We start from the raw sequence: 18,271 nt of genomic DNA on the forward strand, positions 1-18,271 counted from the left end.
TCCGGGCCGGCCCGGGTCAGACGATGACCGCCTCGATCAGGTGAGGACCCGGGTCGGCGACGGCGGCGGCGAACTGTTCCCGTAGTTCGCGGACTGTGCGGGCCCGGCTGGCCGGGACTCCCAGGCCGGTGCTGAGCGCGACGAAATCGAGGTCGGGCCGGGTCAGGTCGAGCATGCGCCGGGCCGCGCCGGCATCCTGGTTCGCGCCGACCCGGTCGAGCTCCGAGCGGAGGATCGCGTACGAGCGGTTGTTGAGGACGACGACGGTGATGTCCAGGTTCTCCCGGGCGTAGGTCCACAGGGCCGAGATGGTGTATATGGCGCTGCCGTCCGCCTCCAGGCAGATCACCGGCCGTCGCGGGCAGGCGAGCGCGGCTCCCGCGGCCAGCGGCAGACCCTGACCGACGGCGAGGCCGGTCAGCCCGAGCACGTCGTGCGCGGGCGCGCCGGCGAACGCGGCCGGCACCGTCGCCATGCCCGCGGTGATCGATTCGTCACAGACGATGGCGTTCTCCGGCAGCAGACTCGCGATGGCGGGCGCCCAGTTCGCCGCGTCGAGGTCGCCCTCCGGCACAACCGGGACGCCGGCTGCGGATCCCCGCGCAACCGTCCCGGGTGCGAGGTCGTCGGCGATCTCGCGCAGCGCGTCCGCCACCGGTACGAGTTCCGGCGCGAGCACGTGGGCCGTGACCTCGGCCGGGATCAGGATGCCGTCCCGTCCCGGGTAGGCGAAGGACGCGACGGGCGTGCGGGCGCCGGCCAGGACGACGTGCCGCACCCCGGCGAACTGGGTGCGGACGTCCTCGCTGCGGTAAGCCAGCGGCGTCACCCCGGGCATGCCGGCGCCCCGCCGCAACCGGGCCGGCCAGGTCGGGCAGAACAACCGTGCCCCGGTGACCTGGGCGATGCGGTCGGCGGCGCGCAACCCGTCGTCGGTGAGCGCGTCGCCGTCCAGCAGCAGGGCGACCGGTTCGTCGCCGGCCAGCAGCTTCGTCACTGTGTCGACGGCCGCCGGTCGGTCCGGTACGGCGCGGGGCGGCCGGGCGGGCGCGGCGGCGCCGCCGGGGGACCAGGACACGTCGGCCGGCACGATCAGCGTCGCGATCCGCCCGGACGTGCCGGTCGCGTGCTCCTCGTCCGGGCCGTCGAGGGTGGCGGCGATCGCGGCGGCGACGTCCCGGCCCACCGTGGACGGCCGAGCCGGCCGGTGCACCCACGCCGAGACCGAGGCGGCGACCGCGTCGATGTCGGACTCGAGCAGGGCGTCCAACGGTTTGTGGTCGATCGCGTGGTCACCGACGATGTTCAGCACGGCCGAGCCGGCCCGCCGCGCGTTGTGCAGATTGGCCAGGCCGTTGCCGAGCCCCGGGCCGAGGTGCAGGAGGGTCGCCGCCGGCCGGCCGGTCATCCGGGCGTACCCATCGGCCGCGCCCGTGGCGACGCCCTCGAACAGGCACAGCACGCCGCGTATCTCCGGGTGGTCGTCCAGCGCCGCCACAAAGTGCATCTCCGACGTGCCGGGGTTGCCGAACACCGTCCGTACCCCGTTGTCGCTCAGCGTCCGAAGGATCGCCTCGGCGCCGTTGATCTCGTCGTTGACCATGCTTCAGTGAACATCGGCTTCTTCCGAGGCCTTCCCCAGGGCCGGGCCGACGAGGGGAGTGGCTTGAAGCGCCGACGAGGTGTGCAGGCCGGGGCGGCCTCGTTCGGGGTCTGACTCCGAGACCTCCACCGTGCCCGTGGCCGGCCGTCTCTGGGGCGTGGGGCCGTTCTCGCGGGCCGTCGACGCTGCTGCGCCCGGCGCGGCCAGCACCAGAGCGGCCGTCGTCGCGGAGGCCAGCGCCCCCAGCCGGCGCTTCCAGGCGGTGGTCGGCCGGGCGGCGGTCGGCCGGGCGGCGGTCGGCTGGGCGGCGGTCGGCTGGGCGGCACGGTGGCCGCGTCGGCGGCTGATCAGCTCGACGAGGCCCGCCACCAGGAAGGACACCCCGAGGCCGACGGCGATGCCGAGCAGCGGATTGGCCACGAAGGCGGCGCCGCCCAGCACCCCCAGTCCCGCGACGTACGTGGCCCAGGCCAGGGCGGCGATGGCCGAGGCCGGGCTGAACCGGGACAGGGGCAGCCGGGTCGTGCCGGCGGCGACGTTCATCGTGACCCGGCCGCCGGGCAGGAAACGCGATGTCACGATCAGCAGGCCGGCCCGGCCCTGAAGCCGGCGGCCCGCCGTGGCGACGGCGCGTTCCACGCGCGGGGAGCGGCCGAGCAGCCGCGGACCCAGGGCGGTGCGGCTCAGGTAGTAGGCGAGGTGGTCGCCGGCGAACACCCCGGCCGCGGTGGCCAGGACGACCAGGGGCAGGCCGGGGCCGGTGCCGGCGAACACCCCGGCCGCCAGGACCACCGCCTCGGACGGGATGATCGGCACGACGCCGTCCGCGCTGCTGAGAACCGCCAGAAGCGGGTAGAGCAGCGGCGAGGTCATCACCGGGTCGACCAGACTCATCAGATCCATGCGGTGAAGCGTGGGCGCGGGGCACCGGCCGGGGCATCGTCCCGCGGTGCCGTCACGCGTCATCCCGGGGTAGGGGGTGGTGTCCATCGCCGGTCGGACGACGCCCGGAGATCACCTCGATAGGGTTGGCCCGTGACAACCTCCCCGGAGCCGGACCAGGGAACCGGCCCGCGCGCCGGGTTCCCGCCCCGGGAAGCGCTGGCCCGGGCGGTGCGCACCGCGCTCGCGACCCGCGCTCGGCCGAGGACCACCAGCCGGTCCCGACGGCCGGCGATGTCGTGGCTGGTGTGGTGGCTGGTCGCCGGCGTGCTCGGGCTGATCGCGCTGCCTCTCAACGCGACCCTGGGCGCCGTGTACTTCGGGGTGCACCCGGTGATCGCGGTTCTCGCCGGCATCGCGCAGAGCGCCGCGCTGGTCCTGGTGCTCGTCCGGCCCCGCGAGGCGGTCGCCCTGCAGTTCCTGGCCGTCGCCGTGGTGTCGGTGGCCGTCCCGCCCGGCGCGGGCTCGACGTGGCCGCTCACCGTGCCCGGGCTCCTCACCCTGCTCGCCCAGGTCGGGCTGGTCGCCGCCCGCCGGAGCCCGCGGACGGCGCTGATCACCTGGTGGGCGAGCGCGCTGCTCGTCCCCGCCCTGGTGCTGCTCGATCCGCGGGGACGGTCCGTCGCGGACGGGCTGCTCATCATGGTTCTCTATCCGGTGCTGTCGGCCGTCGTCCTCGGCGCCGTGCTGATGACGCGCCGCTGGCGCCAGGTCCGGCAGGAGCTCGCCGACGCGCGCCGCGACGTCGAGGTGGAGCAGGGCCAGCGGACGATCGCCGAGGAGCGCACCCGGATAGCCCGGGAACTGCACGACGTCGTCGCGCACGGCATGTCGGTGATCCACATGCAGGCCACGTCGGCCTCGTACCGGATCGAGAACCTGAGCCCGGAGGCCGAGGCCGAGTTCGTGCGGATAGCCGCCGGAGCCCGGTCGGCGATGCGCGAGATGCGGCAGTTGCTGTCCGTGCTGCGGGCCGAGGACACGGGCGCCGGTCTGACCCCGGTGCCCGATCTGAGCCGGCTGACCGAGCTGATCGCGTCGGCCGAGGGCGCGGGGGTGCCGGTGGAACTGCGGGAGGCCGGCGCCGCACGGGCAGCCGTGCTCCCGGAGGCGGTCGCGCTGGCGGCCTACCGGATCGTCCAGGAGTCGCTGAGCAACGTCATCCGGCACGCGCCCGGAGCCCGTACGGTGATCGCTCTCGATCGGGAAGGCGGTGATCTCGTGCTGTCCGTCGTGAACGACCGGGCGACCCGGCCGGTCGAGCTCATGGAGGCTCCCGGGCTGACCGGCCACGGGCTCGCCGGCATGCGCGAACGGGTCCGGCTGGCCGGCGGATCGCTGGAGGCCGGGCCGCGCGACGAGGGCGGCTACCGGGTGACGGCCCGCCTGCCGATCGGGGGTCCGCGGTGATCCGCACGCTGATCGTGGACGACCAGACGATGATCCGGGTGGGCATCCGCGCGATCCTGCAGGCGCAACCCGACATCGAGGTCGTCGGCGAGGCCGAGAACGGGCAGCTCGGCGTGGACCGCAGCCGTGGTCTGCGACCCGACGTGGTCCTCATGGACGTCCGGATGCCGGTGATGGACGGGCTGGCCGCGACCCGGGCGCTGCTCGGGCCCGACCGGGCCGGGAGCCACACCCCGCGGGTGCTCATGCTGACGACGTTCGATCTCGACGACTACATCAACGCGGCGCTGCAGGCGGGCGCGAGCGGCTTCCTGCTCAAGGACAGCGAGCCCGACGACCTGATCCGGGCCGTCCGGGTGGTGGCCGGTGGCGAGGCGTTGCTGGCGCCCAGCATCACCCGCCGGCTCATCGAGAGTTTCGTCGAGGCCCGGCCCCGCCGGTCGGCCGGCGCCACGGCGCTCAACGCGCTGACCGAGCGGGAGCGCGAGGTGCTCCGGCTGATGGCGCTCGGCCTCTCGAACAACGAGATCGCCGCCTCGCTGTTCATCTCCGAGCCCACCACCAAGACCCACGTCAGCCGGATCCTGCAGAAGCTCGGTCTGCGCGACCGGGTCCAGGCGGTGGTCTTCGGCTACGAGACCGGCCTGGTCACCCCCGGCGGCCCGGCCCGTCCGGGATAGCTGTCCGGGCGGGATACCGGTCAGGAGCCGCCCGTCGCTGCCGATGGAACGGTCATGAGGGTCATCGGCACGGGCGTGGCGGTACGCCGGTGGAGTGTGGGGCTGGCGGTGCTGCTGAGCCTGCTGATGGTGGGCGGCGCGGGGTTCTACCTGGCCGACACCACGTCGGGGGCGCGGGCTGAGGTCCTGCACGAGTTCCAAGCCCGCTCGGAGTCCGCGGCCGGGGTCATCTCCGGCACGCTGGCCGTCAGCGATCGCCAGCTCCGGGAAGCCGGTCAGGGTCTCTTCGCCGGGACGCCGGCACAGCTGGGCCGCCAGAACGGCCGGAAGATCCTCGACACCCCCTGGTACGCGGTCCTGAGCGGGGACGGCGCCGTGCTGGTCGCCGACCCGGTGTCGTACGAGCCCCTCGTCCGGTCGTTGGCCTCCAGCGCCGGGTTTGTCGACGCCCGGCGTACCGGAAAGCTGTCTTTCGGGGACCTGCTCATCGCCGACAACGCCAAGGACGTGCCGGCGTTCCAGCCTTTCGAGGCGCCGGACGGTCCGCGCATGCTGGTGATGCCGGTCGGTTCCGGCGACATCAGCACGCTCGCGACCGGCGCTCTCGGCGCGACCAGCGCCTGGTATCTCCTCGACCAGGCCGACGGGGTCGTCGCCGCCCGCGACGCGTCGGCGGCGGGCTCGCCCCTCGCGGACGCGGCGCTGAGAACGGCACTGGACGCCCGGGCCAACGGCGCCGTCGGCGACCGGTACTTCGCCAGTCACCAGGCCGCCGGCACCACCTGGCGCGTTGTCCTGACCACGTCGCGATCGGAACTGCTGGCCCCGGTGCAGCAGACCGGGCGCGTCGCCTGGCAACTGTTCGCCGCGTTCGCCGCGGCCATGATCGTCATCCTCACGATGGGCCTGCTGGCCCTGGGCGGCTCGGCCCGGCTGGCCCGGGAACGCCTGCACGACACCCTGACCGGGCTGCCCAACCGCGCGCTGTTCCTGGAACGCGCCGAGGCCGCCATCGCCGACTGGCGCCGCAAACGGCAAGCCGGCGGCGAGGGTGCCGTCGCCGCCCTCTTCCTGGATCTCGACGGATTCAAGCCGGTGAACGACACGTACGGGCATGCGGCCGGCGACGCTCTGCTCAAGCAGGTCGCGCTCCGGCTGATCGACGCGACCCGGCCCGACGACTACGTCAGCCGTTTCGGCGGTGACGAGTTCCTGGTGCTGTGCCGCAAATTGCGCGAGGGCGACGACGTGCTCGCCGTGGCCGACCGCATCCAGCAGTACCTTTCCGAGCCGTACGAGGTGGACGGCCGTACGGTGACCATCGGGGTCTCCATCGGCATCGCCACCCTGGACGAGTCGGCGCAGGAGGCGGAAGCCCTGATCCGCAACGCCGACGCGGCGCTGTACTGCGCGAAGGAGGACGGCCGCGGCCGGGTGGCTTTGTTCAGCCCGGAACGGCACGCGGCAACGAGCCGCTGACCCCCGGCCGTCCGCGATCGCGCATGGGGGGGTACAAGTTGGCCCCGGCCGGCCGCCGCGGTCGCCGTTAGCGTTGCCGGAATGGAATTCCCTGTCGTCCGACGACTCATCGACGCCATCAACGCCCACGACCTGGACGCGCTCACGGCAACCTTCGCCGAGGACTTCAGCAGCCTCTGGCCCGCCCACCCGGCGCGTTCGTTCGACACCCCCGAACAGGTGCGCCGCAACTGGGAGTTCATCCTCACCCAGTTCCCGGAGATCCGGATCTCGGTGACCAACTCCGTCGTGTCCGGCGACGAGTTCTGGGGTGAGTTCCACTACGTGCGGCCCGGCACGGCGGACATGCGTGGCGTGATCATCATCAAGGTGCGCGGTGACGAGATCATCCAGTCGCGCTTCTACATGGAGGAGGTCGAAGCCTCCGTGCTGCCGAACCCCATGCCCGGCGTCGAGGGCTGATCGGACACCGCTGCCTGCCGCCGCGGCGACCAAAGGACGACTCACCCGGCTCCCCCTCCCGTCGCTCGGCGTGGAGGGGGAGCCGGGCGCTCTTACTTGACAAATGAAGGATCTCACCCTCAGAGTAACGCCCGTTAGCTAACGAATCGAAGCTAACACCTGTAGCTCTACCGGGGAGAAATCATGTTCGAGAGTCTGGGCCGGGCGATGTACCGCCGCCGCCGCTGGGTTGTGGCGGTCTTTGTCGCCTTCATGGTGTTCGCCGGCATCTGGGGCACCGGCGTGTTCGGCGCGATGTCCGACGGCGGGTTCGACGACCCCGGCAGCGAGAGCTCACGGGCCGCCGTCGTCGCGGAGCAGCAGCTCGGCCGGGACGACGCCGATGTCGTGGTGCTCTGGTCGAGTCCCACCATGACGGTCGACGACCCCGCGTACGAGCGGGCCGTGTCCACCGTCGTGGCGGGCCTGCCGGCCGACGCGGTGAGCCGGTCGGTGACGTTCTTCGAGACCGACGCGCCGGCCCTGGTCAGCGCCGATCGGCGGTCCACGTACGCGGTCCTGACCCTGGCCGGTGACGTGGCCCAGCGCACCGCGAATCTGGAACGGATCGAGGACCGGCTCGCCGCCCCGGGTCTCCAGGCGCGGATCGGCGGCGGTGAGACCGTCAACCGGGACATCAACGAGCAGGTCACCGCCGACATCGCCCGGGCCGAGCTCATCTCCCTGCCCGTCCTGGCGGTGTTGCTGCTGCTCATCTTTGGCAGCCTGGCCGCCGCCGGACTGCCCCTGGCCATCGGCGGCGTGGCGATCCTCGGCGCGTTCACCGCGTTGCGTGGCTTCGCCCAGTTCACCGACGTGTCGGTCTTCGCGGTCAACGTCGTCACGATCCTCGGCCTGGGCCTGGCCATCGACTACGGGCTTTTCATGGTGAGCCGGTTCCGCGAGGAGATCGGCCGGCAGCCCTCGGTCGAGGAGGCGGTCGCCCGCACGATGGCCACGGCCGGCCGGACGGTCGCCGTGTCCGGGGTGACCGTGGCGCTGTCGCTGGCCGGTCTGCTGATCTTCCCGCAGGTGTTCCTGCGGTCGATGGGTTTCGGCGGCATGAGCGCGGTCCTCATCGCGATGCTCGCCGCCCTCACGCTGCTGCCGGCGTTGCTGGCGATGCTGGGCGCCAAGGTCGACGCGCTCTCGGTACGCCCGTTGCTGCGGCGGCTGACCGGCCGGCGTTCCGCGACCGCGGTGACCGCTGCGGCCGGCTCGGGTGTGTGGGCGCGCGTAGCGCACAGCGTCATGCGGCGTCCCGTCGTCTACACGGTTGTCGTGGTCGGCGCCCTGGTGGCCCTGGCGCTGCCGTTCACGCAGATCCAGTTCGGTGGCATCGACGAGCGCGCCCTGCCCGAGGGCGCCGGCAGCCGGGTGGTCGCCGAGGCGATCCGCGCCGGCTTCCCGGCTTCGCCGACACCGCCGATCGAGGCCGTGGTCACCCTTCCCGGCGACGTGGCCTCGCCCGCCGGTGCCGCGGCCCTCGACGCGTACGTCGACCGGGTGTCCGCCGTCCCCGGGGTGGCCGACGCCGCCGTGGTGGGCTCGGCCGGCTCGACCGCCCGCGTCGCCGTCGGCTACGACGGGGATCCGCTGTCCTCCGGCGCGCGGGACGTGCTGGCCGGCGTCCGGGATCTGCCGGCCCCGGACGGCGGTTCGGTCCTCGTCGGCGGCGCCACCGCCGTGCTGGCCGATCTGCTATCCAGCCTGGGATCGCTCCTGCCCTGGATGGCCCTGCTCGTCGTCGCCATGACATTCGTGCTGCTGTTCCTGGCTTTCGGCTCGGTCATCATGCCGATCAAGGCCGTCGTCATGAACATGCTGTCGCTGGGCGCGTCGTTCGGCGCGCTGGTCTGGATCTTCCAGGACGGGAACCTGTCCGGGATCCTGGGCTTCACCTCGACCGGCACGATCGAGGCCACCCAGCCGATCCTGGCGCTGGCCATCGTCTTCGGGCTGTCCATGGACTACGAGGTCTTCCTCATGTCCCGCATCCGCGAGCAGTACGACCTGACCGGCGACAACACCACCGCGGTGGCGACCGGGCTGCAGCGCACCGGCGGCATCATCACCAGCGCGGCGCTGCTGTTGCTGGTCGTGATCGGCGCCTTCTCGCTCTCGGGCATCACGTTCATCAAGATGCTCGGCGTCGCGATGGTGATCGCCATCGCCATCGACGCGACCGTCGTCCGGCTCCTGCTCGTGCCGGCCACCATGCGGCTGCTCGGCGACGCGAGCTGGTGGGCGCCGCGCCCGCTGCGCCGCTTCTACGACCGGTACGGCATCAAGGAGTCCGACGGCGACGAGCCGGCCCGGCCGGTCGGCCCGGCCGTGCCGTGCCGGCCCAGGAATACACCGCCACTCCCTGAACTCGAACTCCGCCCGGGGCCGCGTGTCCCGGGCGGGGGTGTCAGGCCGTGGTGACCGGGTTGCGGTCCGGCGTGGCGCTGGGCGAGCGCTGAGACTGTCGGGTCCCGCGTTGCGGCCGGACGCCGAGGATCAGCAGGTACAGCATGAGGCCGAACTCGCCCACCGACGTCGGGACCTCCACCAGCGTGCGGATCAGGGCCGGCGCGTCCGGGAGGCCGAACGCGAGCAACGGGTCGGCGACCCAGGCCACGGCCGCCACCATGACGAGCACCCCGAGCCAGGACGGCAGCAGCTCCGATCGCCAGGCGAGATACCCCATCGGCAACAGCCACAGGCCGAAGAAGACGCCGCCGAGCACGTAGCCCTGCTGGTGCAGGTCCAACAGCAGAAGCACCTGCTCGGCGGAGTAGCCGGGCCGGGTCGCGGTGAGCAGGGCGCCGACGTGGAAGGTGAGGTTGATCAGGATCGAGCCGGCGCCGACGGACACGAACACCAGCAGCGCCGTCGCCGCTCGTTCGTGGACGTGGTGCAGGAGCCGGTGCAGCACCAGTCCGAGCAGGACGAAGACGGTTGCCATCAGGATGTCGGCGACGAGTCCGAGCCGGAAAAGGGTCTCGTGCTCGACGATGTTCGCCGCGGTCCGCGCGGCGTCGCCGGCCACGAGCAGGCTGCCGCGGGCCTCGAGCTGCGCCCATCCGCCGAGGACGGCCAGGATCAGGTAGAGCAGTCCGGCCAGCCGGGCGAGAGTCCGCGGGCCGGTCGTCGATGTGTCGGTCATGTCCACCGACACTTCGCCATGGGGACGACCGCTGCCTCCACCCGCGGTCTCCGGCGACTCCACCCTGGGGTGGAGTCGCCGTTCCCGGGGCGTCACTACGCTGACCGTATGCTCCCTCCGCCGCCCACCTGGGCCAGGGCCGGGCAGTACGCGATCGCGGTCGTCGCCGGGGCAGCGGGCTGGGTCGCCGCTGCCGCCGATCGCCTTTCCGGACCGATGACCCCGGCCGCCGAGGACCTGGCCGGCGTCTTGCTGATCCTCGACGTCCTGGTCGGCGTGGCGTCGCTGGTCCTGCTGCCGCTGCGGTCCCGGCATCCTTTGACAGTGGCGTGCGTGACGGCGGCGCTCGTGCCGTTCTCGGCGTCCAGTGTGGGCGCGGCGGCGTTCGCGGTCGGTGCCATGGCGACGCGCCGCCGGCGGGACTGGGCGGTCGCCGTGGCCGTCGTCGCCGTGGTCAGCGCGACCGCCGCCGAGGTTCTGTTCCCCGGTTTCTCCCTCGGTGGGATCGCCCTGATTCTCCTGTTCGTCGCGGCGTGCCTGGCCACGGGCACGTATCTCGGCACTCGCCGGGAGCTGATCGCCGCGCTGCACGAGCGGGCACTGACCGCCGAACGCGAGCGGGTGCTGGCCGCCGGCGCGGCCCGGGAGGCCGAGCGGACCCGGATAGCTCGCGAGATGCATGACGTCCTGGCCCACCGGATCTCCCTGGTCGCGTTGCACGCCGGCGCCCTGACCTATCGCGACGACCTCACTCCCGGCGAGACGGCCGGCACCGCCGGCATCATCCAGGCCAACGCTCAGCTCGCCCTCGCCGAACTCCGCGACGTTCTCGGCGTGCTGCGCACCAGCGGCGGAGACGAAGCCGACGATGCTGTGGAACAGCCCCAGCCGACCCTGGCCGAGTTGCCGGCTCTGCTCGCCGACACCCGGGAAGCCGGTTCGCAGGTCCGGCTGGACAGCACGGTGGCGACGCAGACGGTGCCGCAGTTGGTGTCCCGCACCGCGTTCCGGATCGTGCAGGAGGCCCTGACCAACACTCGCCGGCATGCACCCGGTGAACTCGTGACGGTCCGGCTGGCGCGCGCCGGTTCCTCGACCGGCGGGGACCCCGACGGGCACCTGGAGGTGCAGATCAGCAATCCGGTCGCGGCGCCGGCGCAGCCGATACGCTCCCCGGGTCCCGGGGTCGGCCTGGTCGGGCTGGCCGAGCGGGCCGAGCTGGCCGGCGGCTCCCTGCATGCCGGGCCCCAGCCGGACGGCACCTTCGTCGTGCGAGCAAGGCTGCCGTGGCCGGCCTGAGCCCGCTGCGCGTGGTCGTCGTCGACGACGATCCGCTGGTGCGGGCCGGCCTGCGGATGATCCTCGGCGGCGCCTCCGGCATCACCGTCGTCGCCGAGGCGGACGACGGGCAGCAAGCCGTCGATGTGGTGATGGCGGAAGTGCCCGACGTCGTGCTCATGGACATCCGGATGCCGCGCACCGACGGGCTGACCGCCACCCGTCGGTTGCAGGAACGCGGCTCCCCGGCCCGCATCCTGATCCTCACCACGTTCGACACCGACGAGCTCGTCGTCGCGGCGCTGCGCTGCGGCGCAGCCGGATTCCTGCTCAAGGACACCGCGCCGGCCGACCTCGTGACCGCCGTCCGCCGCGCCGCCCTCGGCGAGCCGATGCTGTCGCCGCGGATCACCACCAAACTCATCACCGCCGTCACCCGCCCGTCCGGCGACTCACGCCGGCGTGCCGCCCGAGCGTTGCTCGCCCGCCTGACGCAACGCGAACACGAGGTCGCCGTCGCCGTCAGCCAGGGCTTCACCAACACCGAGATCAGCCAGGCGCTGCACATGGGCGTCGCCACGGTGAAGACTCACGTCGGCAACGTCTTCGCCAAGCTCGAGGTCACCAACCGGGTCCAGGTCGCCCGTCACGTCCACGACGCCGAAGGGCCCTGAGGCGTGTCGGGGGCCCGAGGCGCGCACGACCTGGAAGGCCGTGGCCGCGTCCGCGTCGGCCGCGTGCGCCAGCAACGTAAATTGCCGATGCCGGCCTTGCCCGTCAGGACCAGCGCGCCGCCCCGGCCCGCGCCCTCGACCGTGACGACGAACCTCAAGTTTCGCTTAAGTCGGGCGGATGGGGTGAACACCGCGGCCCTGGGAGCCGTCAAGGGTGTGATCGCGGGCGGACGCGCGCGACATCTGGAGGGCATCAATGCGTAAGGCCTCACGTTCCCGCAACCGGGTGTTCGCCGCCATCGGCATGGCCGGAGTGGTGGGTGCGCTCGGCGCGGTCACCTATCAGGCCTCTGCTGCCGAGGTCGAGGCGCCCGCCACGGTCGCGGCGCCGGCCGAGGTCGCGGCCCCGGCGGCGGTCGGCCCCGACGCCCGCCGGGTGGGCGTGCCGCGGATCCCGGCGGCGATCAGGCCCCCGGCCGGGTCCCGCCCGGTCGGCGCCTACGTCGTCGCCAAGGGCACGCAGACCTACACCTGTACGGGTGGCGTCTTCACCGGCGCCTCGGTGCCGGAGGCCCAGCTGGTCGGCACCGGTGGACGGATCCACCACTTCGGGGGCCCGAGCTGGCAGTCCAAGCGCGACGGCTCGCTCATCACCGCGAAGAAGACGGCCGAGAGCCCGCGGGCCGGGACGATCGCCGAGCTCCTGCTCACGGTCGACACCCACAGCGGCCGGGGCCTGCTCGGCAACGTCGCGTACATCAGCCGGCTGCAGACCTCGGGCGGCGTGGCGCCGGCCGGGGCGTGCGAGGACGGGGCGACCAAGGCCGTGCCGTACGGCGCGGTCTACGTCTTCTGGGCCGCCAAGCAGAGCTGAGCTCCGCGCCCCCCGGTGCCCGTCGCGCGAACGGCGGGTACCGGGGACCTAACAGCTGATAGCTAACATGCAGGAGCTTGCAGGTGTAAGGTTCCGGCATGACGACCGCAGACGTGACAGCCGGCCGCGCCCGCAACCGCCGGGGCGAGGGCGGGCGTCTGCGCGACGAGATCGTCGAGGCCGCCGTGGAGCTGCTGGACGAGACCGGCGACGAACGCGCCCTGACGCTGCGGTCGATCGCCCGGAAAGCCGGCATCGCGGCGCCGTCGATCTACCGCCACTTCCCGGACCAGCCGGCCATCATGCTGGCCGTGGTGCGTGGCGCCTTCGGCGAGCTCAACCAGGCGTTGCGAGCCGCGATCGCCGGCGCCGAGGACACGCCGCGCGCCCGCCTGGTGGCCCTCTGCCAGGCCTATCTGGCCTTCGCCCAGTCCCGCCCGCAGCGATACCGCACCATGTTCGGTGGCCTGTGGATGCCCACGCCCGGGGAGAGCTCGATCACCGTCGAAGACCTGACCACCATCGGCGACGAAAGCCTGCGGCTGTTGGCCGACTTGCTGGCCGACTGCGTCGCCGCCGGGGTCTCTGCCAGTGTCGATCCGCCCGGGGACGCCGTCGCGGTCTGGCTCGGTCTGCACGGTCTCGCGCACCAGCGCGCCGTCACGCACCGGCTGCCGACGCCGCCGGACATCGAGGAGCGGATCATCACGGCCCTGGCCCGGCTGACCCCGCTGGCATGATTGTCAGGTGCAGCAGGAAGACGACTTCGGTACGACGCTGAGGGCCCTCCGCGAGAGGGTCACACCCGAGGCCGCAGGCATCGCGCCGTCACTGCCTCGCCGGCGTCGTGCGCCCGGCCTGCGGCGGGTCGAGCTGGCCGGTGTCTCCGAGGAACACCTGAAACGCATCGAGCAGGGCCGGCGGCGGCCGTCGCCGGGCGTGGTCGACGCGCTCGCCACGGCGCTGCGCCTCAGCGGGAAGCAGCACGAGCACCTGCGTACGCTGGCCGGTTTCGCCGCGCCGGCCCACCGTGCCGGGCTGGTGCCGCGCGAGGTGACCCCGGCGGCCCGGCGCATGCTCGATCGGCTGACCGACGTGCCGGCCTGCGTGTGCGACGCGACCTGGACGGTGCTGGACGGCAACCGCCGCTGGCGCGAGTACGACTGCCCGGCCGGTTCGGCGCAGGGGCGTGAACGCAACATGGCCTGGCGGATGTTCACCGAAGCCCCGACCGACGTGTTCCGCACCCCGGAGCATGCCGCCGGCGTCCGGGCGTCGATGGTCGCCGGGCTGCGCGCCGCGGCTCACCGCTATCGCGGCGACCCGGAGCTGCACGCGCTGATCGGCGACCTCTACGCGCGCGGCGGTGAGTTCGCCCGGCTGTGGGACGACCCGTCGGAGCCGGCCGACACCGCCGACCGTTTAGGTGTCAGCGACGGCCGGGGCGGACTGGCCCACCTCGACAAGGACGTGCTCACCCTGATGCCCGGCGATCTGCGGGTCGTCGTCTTCACCCGGCCCACCGACGCCGATCGCCGCTAGGGTTTCCCGGACGTCCTCAGCTGTTCACCTGACGGTCGGCCAACGGGGCTGCACGAGGGATTCTCCATCGATGAGAGTGGATGCAGCAACGTACGTGACCTACTACGGGGAGATCACGATGACTATGCGCATCGGACGAATGCGGGCCGCGCTCGCCGCGATCCTGGCCGCCGTGGCCACGCTGGCGACTCTGGGGACGGCCACTCCGGCCCAGGCGGTGTACCCGGCGAGTGGCTGGTACATGATCGTCAACGACTACTACGACGGCTTCAACGACTACACCTACTGCCTGAGCACCAACGGAACCGACATCGGCTCCAATACGCACGCGGTCTACCTCGCCGTGTGCAAGTCCAGCACGCCGGCGCAGTGGTGGAACCTGCAACGCGCCACGTCGACCGGCCTGGACGACGTGTACCTGGTCAACTACCAGGCCTTCGGCGGCCGGACCTGGGAGCTCAGCCAGAACGGGACAAAGGCCTACACGGCGGAGATCAGTTCCTCGAGCAGCCACCGGTGGGACCTCGGGGACGCCGCGACCACCACGGGCCGGCGGCTCGTGCAGGGGCTGTCCGGAAGCCAGCCGTCCCTGAGCGCGTCGCACAACAACCCGAACATCGGCGGCACCTTCAACGTCTATGTGACCGACGGCGCCACGGTGGCGCAGCACTTCTGGCGGTTCGAGCGCCGCGGCGCCCTGCCGTCGTGCTCCGCCTGCGCTGCCGCCCGGTAACCGCACGGCTGGTGGCGTCCGGATCGCCGGTGACGGCCACGGCGTGATCGACACCCGAGGTCCGGCCGCAAGCCCGGCCTTACTTCTCCGGGTGGGGCGCCGTGACGTCGAACGGATGGCGCAACTTGTCCATCGCGACCTCGCCACTGTCGGAGACGTGCGACGCGGACTGCTTCTCGTCCGTGGTCGGTGGGGCGACGAACAACGTGTCGTCGTCCCACTCGGGGGACCGGGTGGGCGGCGCGCCGGCGGCCGAGGGCTGTTCGGGGCTGAACCCACCGGGAATCGCCGCCGGGCTGGTGTCGCGGTTGTGCGGTGACATGGCTGTCACGGTCAATCGGGGCCTTCCTGGCGAGGCACGTCGCAAAGAGGACGCGGGCCGCGAAGCACCGGATCGATGAACGAACCTCATGGATGAATGGATGGTACGCCGAACGGCGGCCCGCTGAACCAGTCGGACCGCCGTGGCGAAGATGGATCAGATGACGCGGATGTCCGAGGCCTGGGGGCCCTTCGGGCCCTGGGTGATGTCGAACTCCACCCGCTGGTTCTCCTCGAGGTTACGGAAGCCGCTCGCCGAGATCGCCGAGAAATGCGCGAAGACGTCCGGGCCGCCGTCGTCCTGGGTGATGAAGCCGAAACCCTTGTCGCCGTTGAACCACTTCACGGTGCCTGTAGTCATGTCTGCTCCTTCGCAGGCTGTTCGAGACCGCTGTGTGCGGACCCGCACGCCGCCGCGTTGATCACCCGCGCCGGAACCGACACGAAAAAAACGAAAAGCGCCTGGACGGGTTTCAGATAACCCATCAGGCGCCGAAAACGTCTTACGGAAATCAAAACTGCAACCCGAGAACCGTAGCACAGAACCGGCCACAGCGCCGCCGAGCGTTTTGGGCGTACAGTGGGACGCGGTTCAGTTCGTCAACAGCGTTCCCCGGCAGTTCCGTCAGCATCGGCAGTTCCGTCAGCTTTGGCAGTTCCGTCAGCATCGACAGCTCTGTCGGCATCGTTGGCGTACCCGCGTCCCCCCTCGGACGACCTTTCCAACTCGGCCTCCACCTCGACGGCTCAGTGGCGCTCGTCAGCGATCCCGTACGGGTCGCCGGCCACCGCTTCCCGCCCGCCCTCAGCGCATCAGCCCGGCGCGCCGCTGCCACGCGGCCGTAGCGGCACGGTGCCGGTGGGTGGGCGCTGGTCCGGACGGGTCCTGACCGAGCACCACCGAACACCCCAGGAGAACGGCGTGACCTTGATGTCCACCCCGCCCACGGCCCCCGCCCAGACGGTGCGCGAACCTGCCCGGACCCTCCGGGAAAAAGGTGCCCACAGCTTCCACGCCGCGCTCGCCGCGGTCCTGGTCACCGCACTCGACGAGGCTCTCGCCTCGGGCGACCACGAGAGGGCGGTCACCCTCGTCAACCGCGGTTTCGCCGAGGGCAGCCCGCAGCTGGGCTGCGATCTGCTCTGCCGGGCCATGGCGGTCGTCGGCACGGCCCGCACGTGGACCGTCCAGCTCGCGCCCCCGACCCGCGCCGGATCGCGATTCACCTCGTAGGACGCTGAGTTCCTGACCGGGTAGCGGCCCGGGCTGTGCGGCGCCGACCCGGCTGACGGGGCGGCGCCGCGAGCCGTACGGTCAGATCGTGCCGCACCGCCAGATGAGCGGGCCGGAACTCGCCAGGTCGGGCTTGCTGTCGGTACTGCCCGCGAGCACACCGACCACAGTTCCGTTGTCCGCCACGTCGCGGGGCGCCGACCGGGCCGTGCCCTCCTCGACCACCGCCAGCTTGACGGTCCGGCCGTCGCGCACCAGCGTGTCGTCGATCAGGATCCAGCCGCTGCCGTTGATGCCGTGAGCCGGCGCGTGCAGGCCGGTATCGGTCACCTCTCCGGTCCGCAGGTTCCAGGTGATCGCCGTCCCGGACGGCCAGGCGTTGCCGGCCGCCCAGTTGCCCCGCCCGGTGTTGACCGAGCCGCTCTGACCGGCCGGCCCCGGCAGGGCCCGGCCCTTGCCGCTCTCGTCCCGGACGTACGAGGTGAACGTCTGGCCGTCGGCCGAGAGCACGTCGTACAGGATGGCGCCGTCGTCGGTGAGGACTTTGGCGTTGGCCCCGGTGGGCAGGGGCAGCCGGGTCGCCGTGGCCGAGCCGGCCTTCCAGAGGAAGACGACGCCCTTGGTGTCCCGCGCACCGGCCGGAACGGCGGAGATGAGGACGTCACCCTTCGCGTTGATCCGCGCGTACGGGTGCACTTCCCAGGAGCCGGCCGGAAGGACCGCCTTCGCCGGAACACCGTCGACGTAGCGGAACACCGAGTCGAAGATCTTTCCCTGGCCGGCGACGGCGACCATCACGCCGTCGGCGTTGATCCCGGTCGGCTGGACGGCCTTGACCGGCTTGGGCAGCGCCTTCGGCTGCCCGTCGGTCCAGACCACCGGCTCGGAGGCCGGGATGCCACTGCGTTTCCCGCTGACCGGGTCCGTACCCCATTCGCCGTTGATGACATAGCCGGCGATGTGCCGGCCGGTCGGATCCACCGCCGCCGCCCAGACGTTCGTCTTGCCGGCGGGCGCCGGCAGGCGGCCCGCCGCGCACCGCTCCGGCAGGCCGGACGCGCCCGGCAGCACCGCCGGTGCTCCCCGGCCGGGCCACAACGCCGGCACCGCCACGAGGGCGCCCACCACCAGCGCGGCCGCACAGCCGGCCTGCGCGGCGCGCCGCCGTGCGGCCCGCCGAGTGGCGGTCGCCGTCACCGACGCCACGGTGAGCCGGGAGACCGGTACGTCCACCTCGCCCAGCCGGTCCAGCAGATCCTGCTCTTCCGCCGTCATGCCCAATCCCTCGCTTCCGCACCGGAGAGGCGTTCACGAAGGGCCGCCAGTCCTCGTGCGCTCTGACTCTTGACATTGCCCGTCGAGCAGCCGAGGGCCTGCGCCGTGTCCTCGACCGACAGGTCACTGAGGTAGCGCAGTACCAGTACGGCCCGTTGTCCCTTCGGCAGCGACCGCAGCGCCGCCATCACCGCGTCGCGGTTCTCGACCCGGTCGTCGGACGCCGGCATGGAGGTGCCGTCCGACGGATCGTGTCCCAGCCGTACCCGTGACCACGGCAGCCGGCGGTCGTCGAGGTAGCGGCGCACGAGAATGCGGTGCACGTACCCGTCGATGTTGTCCGCCGCGGCGGCCTTCTTCCAGTTCACGTAGAGCGCGGTCAGGGCCGCCTGGACGATGTCGTCCGCCCGGTGCGCGTCACCGCACAGCAGATACGCCGCGCGATGCAACCGCGGCAACCGTCCTTGTACGTAGTCCACGTACTCCCGTTTCAGCTCGGGCCGCATCCCGCTCCTCTCGTCGGTCGCCGTCATCCTTACTGTCGTGAACAACCGTGGCCGGGGTTGCACGGCCG

19 protein-coding genes are annotated in these 18,271 nt (G+C 72.2%); 12 read left to right on the forward strand and 7 right to left on the reverse strand.

Going from position 1 to position 18,271, the window contains the following annotated elements; genetic code table 11:
* Positions 1 to 16: 16 nt before the first annotated feature.
* On the reverse strand, positions 17 to 1,603 hold the full coding sequence (locus HJC40_RS04795; protein WP_249998476.1) for an acetolactate synthase large subunit: 1,587 nt from the start codon (positions 1,601 to 1,603) through the stop codon (positions 17 to 19).
* A gap of 3 nt (positions 1,604 to 1,606) precedes the next feature.
* Entirely contained in the window at positions 1,607 to 2,506 is a 900-nt protein-coding gene (locus HJC40_RS04800; RefSeq protein ID WP_249998477.1) for a DedA family protein, read from the reverse strand.
* Between the two features lie 132 nt (positions 2,507 to 2,638).
* Here HJC40_RS04800 and HJC40_RS46040 point away from each other — a divergent pair, with 132 nt between their 5' ends.
* From HJC40_RS46040 to HJC40_RS04825, 5 genes are all read left to right on the forward strand, one after another.
* Positions 2,639 to 3,955 (forward strand): histidine kinase, encoded by a 1,317-nt coding sequence (locus tag HJC40_RS46040; protein ID WP_249998480.1) that lies wholly within the window; start codon positions 2,639 to 2,641, stop codon positions 3,953 to 3,955.
* The gene (locus HJC40_RS04810) at positions 3,952 to 4,635 is read left to right on the forward strand and encodes a response regulator transcription factor (protein WP_249998481.1); all 684 of its coding nucleotides are present in this window, start codon (positions 3,952 to 3,954) and stop codon (positions 4,633 to 4,635) included. The genes HJC40_RS46040 and HJC40_RS04810 overlap by 4 nt, the downstream gene beginning before the upstream one ends.
* 54 nt (positions 4,636 to 4,689) lie before the next feature.
* Positions 4,690 to 6,114, forward strand: coding sequence for a GGDEF domain-containing protein (locus HJC40_RS04815; protein ID WP_249998482.1), 1,425 nt, complete (start codon positions 4,690 to 4,692; stop codon positions 6,112 to 6,114).
* Between the two features lie 81 nt (positions 6,115 to 6,195).
* The gene (locus HJC40_RS04820; protein ID WP_249998483.1) at positions 6,196 to 6,576 is read left to right on the forward strand and encodes a nuclear transport factor 2 family protein; all 381 of its coding nucleotides are present in this window, start codon (positions 6,196 to 6,198) and stop codon (positions 6,574 to 6,576) included.
* A gap of 183 nt (positions 6,577 to 6,759) precedes the next feature.
* Positions 6,760 to 9,042: an MMPL family transporter gene (locus HJC40_RS04825; protein ID WP_249998485.1), complete on the forward strand. Its 2,283-nt coding sequence runs from the start codon at positions 6,760 to 6,762 to the stop codon at positions 9,040 to 9,042.
* Here the strand turns inward: HJC40_RS04825 and HJC40_RS04830 are convergent.
* On the reverse strand, positions 9,029 to 9,766 hold the full coding sequence (locus tag HJC40_RS04830; protein WP_249998486.1) for a DUF4386 domain-containing protein: 738 nt from the start codon (positions 9,764 to 9,766) through the stop codon (positions 9,029 to 9,031). The two genes, HJC40_RS04825 and HJC40_RS04830, sit on opposite strands and share 14 nt — an antisense overlap.
* 108 nt (positions 9,767 to 9,874) lie before the next feature.
* Between HJC40_RS04830 and HJC40_RS04835 the strand changes: the two genes are divergently transcribed.
* The 6 genes from HJC40_RS04835 (at position 9,875) to HJC40_RS04860 (ending at position 14,867) form a co-directional block, all read left to right on the forward strand.
* Positions 9,875 to 11,065, forward strand: coding sequence for a sensor histidine kinase (locus tag HJC40_RS04835; protein WP_249998488.1), 1,191 nt, complete (start codon positions 9,875 to 9,877; stop codon positions 11,063 to 11,065).
* Positions 11,053 to 11,718: a response regulator transcription factor gene (locus tag HJC40_RS04840; protein ID WP_249998490.1), complete on the forward strand. Its 666-nt coding sequence runs from the start codon at positions 11,053 to 11,055 to the stop codon at positions 11,716 to 11,718. Before HJC40_RS04835 ends, HJC40_RS04840 begins: the two co-directional genes overlap by 13 nt.
* Before the next feature lie 256 nt (positions 11,719 to 11,974).
* The gene (locus HJC40_RS04845; RefSeq protein ID WP_249998492.1) at positions 11,975 to 12,592 is read left to right on the forward strand and encodes a DUF3455 domain-containing protein; all 618 of its coding nucleotides are present in this window, start codon (positions 11,975 to 11,977) and stop codon (positions 12,590 to 12,592) included.
* Positions 12,593 to 12,690: 98 nt separating this feature from the next.
* Positions 12,691 to 13,332: a TetR/AcrR family transcriptional regulator gene (locus HJC40_RS04850; RefSeq protein WP_249998494.1), complete on the forward strand. Its 642-nt coding sequence runs from the start codon at positions 12,691 to 12,693 to the stop codon at positions 13,330 to 13,332.
* A gap of 7 nt (positions 13,333 to 13,339) precedes the next feature.
* The gene (locus tag HJC40_RS46045) at positions 13,340 to 14,134 is read left to right on the forward strand and encodes a helix-turn-helix domain-containing protein (RefSeq protein ID WP_249998496.1); all 795 of its coding nucleotides are present in this window, start codon (positions 13,340 to 13,342) and stop codon (positions 14,132 to 14,134) included.
* Between the two features lie 70 nt (positions 14,135 to 14,204).
* Positions 14,205 to 14,867 (forward strand): hypothetical protein, encoded by a 663-nt coding sequence (locus HJC40_RS04860; RefSeq protein WP_249998498.1) that lies wholly within the window; start codon positions 14,205 to 14,207, stop codon positions 14,865 to 14,867.
* 79 nt (positions 14,868 to 14,946) lie between these two features.
* On the opposite strand, the gene HJC40_RS04865 is transcribed toward HJC40_RS04860, so the two are convergent.
* Positions 14,947 to 15,189: a hypothetical protein gene (locus HJC40_RS04865; RefSeq protein WP_249998499.1), complete on the reverse strand. Its 243-nt coding sequence runs from the start codon at positions 15,187 to 15,189 to the stop codon at positions 14,947 to 14,949.
* Positions 15,190 to 15,345: 156 nt separating this feature from the next.
* Positions 15,346 to 15,549, reverse strand: coding sequence for a cold-shock protein (locus HJC40_RS04870; protein ID WP_249998500.1), 204 nt, complete (start codon positions 15,547 to 15,549; stop codon positions 15,346 to 15,348).
* A gap of 561 nt (positions 15,550 to 16,110) precedes the next feature.
* Here HJC40_RS04870 and HJC40_RS04875 point away from each other — a divergent pair.
* Positions 16,111 to 16,422: a hypothetical protein gene (locus HJC40_RS04875; protein WP_249998501.1), complete on the forward strand. Its 312-nt coding sequence runs from the start codon at positions 16,111 to 16,113 to the stop codon at positions 16,420 to 16,422.
* Between the two features lie 81 nt (positions 16,423 to 16,503).
* Here the strand turns inward: HJC40_RS04875 and HJC40_RS04880 are convergent, their stop codons facing one another.
* Positions 16,504 to 17,697: a hypothetical protein gene (locus HJC40_RS04880; protein WP_249998503.1), complete on the reverse strand. Its 1,194-nt coding sequence runs from the start codon at positions 17,695 to 17,697 to the stop codon at positions 16,504 to 16,506.
* On the reverse strand, positions 17,694 to 18,203 hold the full coding sequence (locus tag HJC40_RS04885) for a SigE family RNA polymerase sigma factor (RefSeq protein ID WP_249998505.1): 510 nt from the start codon (positions 18,201 to 18,203) through the stop codon (positions 17,694 to 17,696). Before HJC40_RS04885 ends, HJC40_RS04880 begins: the two co-directional genes overlap by 4 nt.
* Between the last annotated feature and the right edge of the window lie 68 nt (positions 18,204 to 18,271).

The sequence above is a fragment of the Actinoplanes sp. M2I2 genome, from assembly GCF_023544445.1.
Lineage (GTDB): Bacteria > Actinomycetota > Actinomycetes > Mycobacteriales > Micromonosporaceae > Actinoplanes.

Bases quoted from the DNA above. Each gene is read 5' to 3' on its own strand.
- HJC40_RS04795 (WP_249998476.1), bottom strand. From the start codon at position 1,603: ATGGTCAACGACGAGATCAACGGCGCCGAGGCGATCCTTCGGACGCTG.
- HJC40_RS04800 (WP_249998477.1), bottom strand. From the start codon at position 2,506: ATGGATCTGATGAGTCTGGTCGACCCGGTGATGACCTCGCCGCTGCTC.
- HJC40_RS04815 (WP_249998482.1), top strand. From the start codon at position 4,690: ATGAGGGTCATCGGCACGGGCGTGGCGGTACGCCGGTGGAGTGTGGGG.
- HJC40_RS04820 (WP_249998483.1), top strand. From the start codon at position 6,196: ATGGAATTCCCTGTCGTCCGACGACTCATCGACGCCATCAACGCCCAC.
- HJC40_RS04825 (WP_249998485.1), top strand. From the start codon at position 6,760: ATGTTCGAGAGTCTGGGCCGGGCGATGTACCGCCGCCGCCGCTGGGTT.
- HJC40_RS04830 (WP_249998486.1), bottom strand. From the start codon at position 9,766: ATGACCGACACATCGACGACCGGCCCGCGGACTCTCGCCCGGCTGGCC.
- HJC40_RS04835 (WP_249998488.1), top strand. From the start codon at position 9,875: ATGCTCCCTCCGCCGCCCACCTGGGCCAGGGCCGGGCAGTACGCGATC.
- HJC40_RS04845 (WP_249998492.1), top strand. From the start codon at position 11,975: ATGCGTAAGGCCTCACGTTCCCGCAACCGGGTGTTCGCCGCCATCGGC.
- HJC40_RS04850 (WP_249998494.1), top strand. From the start codon at position 12,691: ATGACGACCGCAGACGTGACAGCCGGCCGCGCCCGCAACCGCCGGGGC.
- HJC40_RS04860 (WP_249998498.1), top strand. From the start codon at position 14,205: ATGAGAGTGGATGCAGCAACGTACGTGACCTACTACGGGGAGATCACG.
- HJC40_RS04865 (WP_249998499.1), bottom strand. From the start codon at position 15,189: ATGTCACCGCACAACCGCGACACCAGCCCGGCGGCGATTCCCGGTGGG.
- HJC40_RS04870 (WP_249998500.1), bottom strand. From the start codon at position 15,549: ATGACTACAGGCACCGTGAAGTGGTTCAACGGCGACAAGGGTTTCGGC.
- HJC40_RS04880 (WP_249998503.1), bottom strand. From the start codon at position 17,697: ATGACGGCGGAAGAGCAGGATCTGCTGGACCGGCTGGGCGAGGTGGAC.
- HJC40_RS04885 (WP_249998505.1), bottom strand. From the start codon at position 18,203: ATGCGGCCCGAGCTGAAACGGGAGTACGTGGACTACGTACAAGGACGG.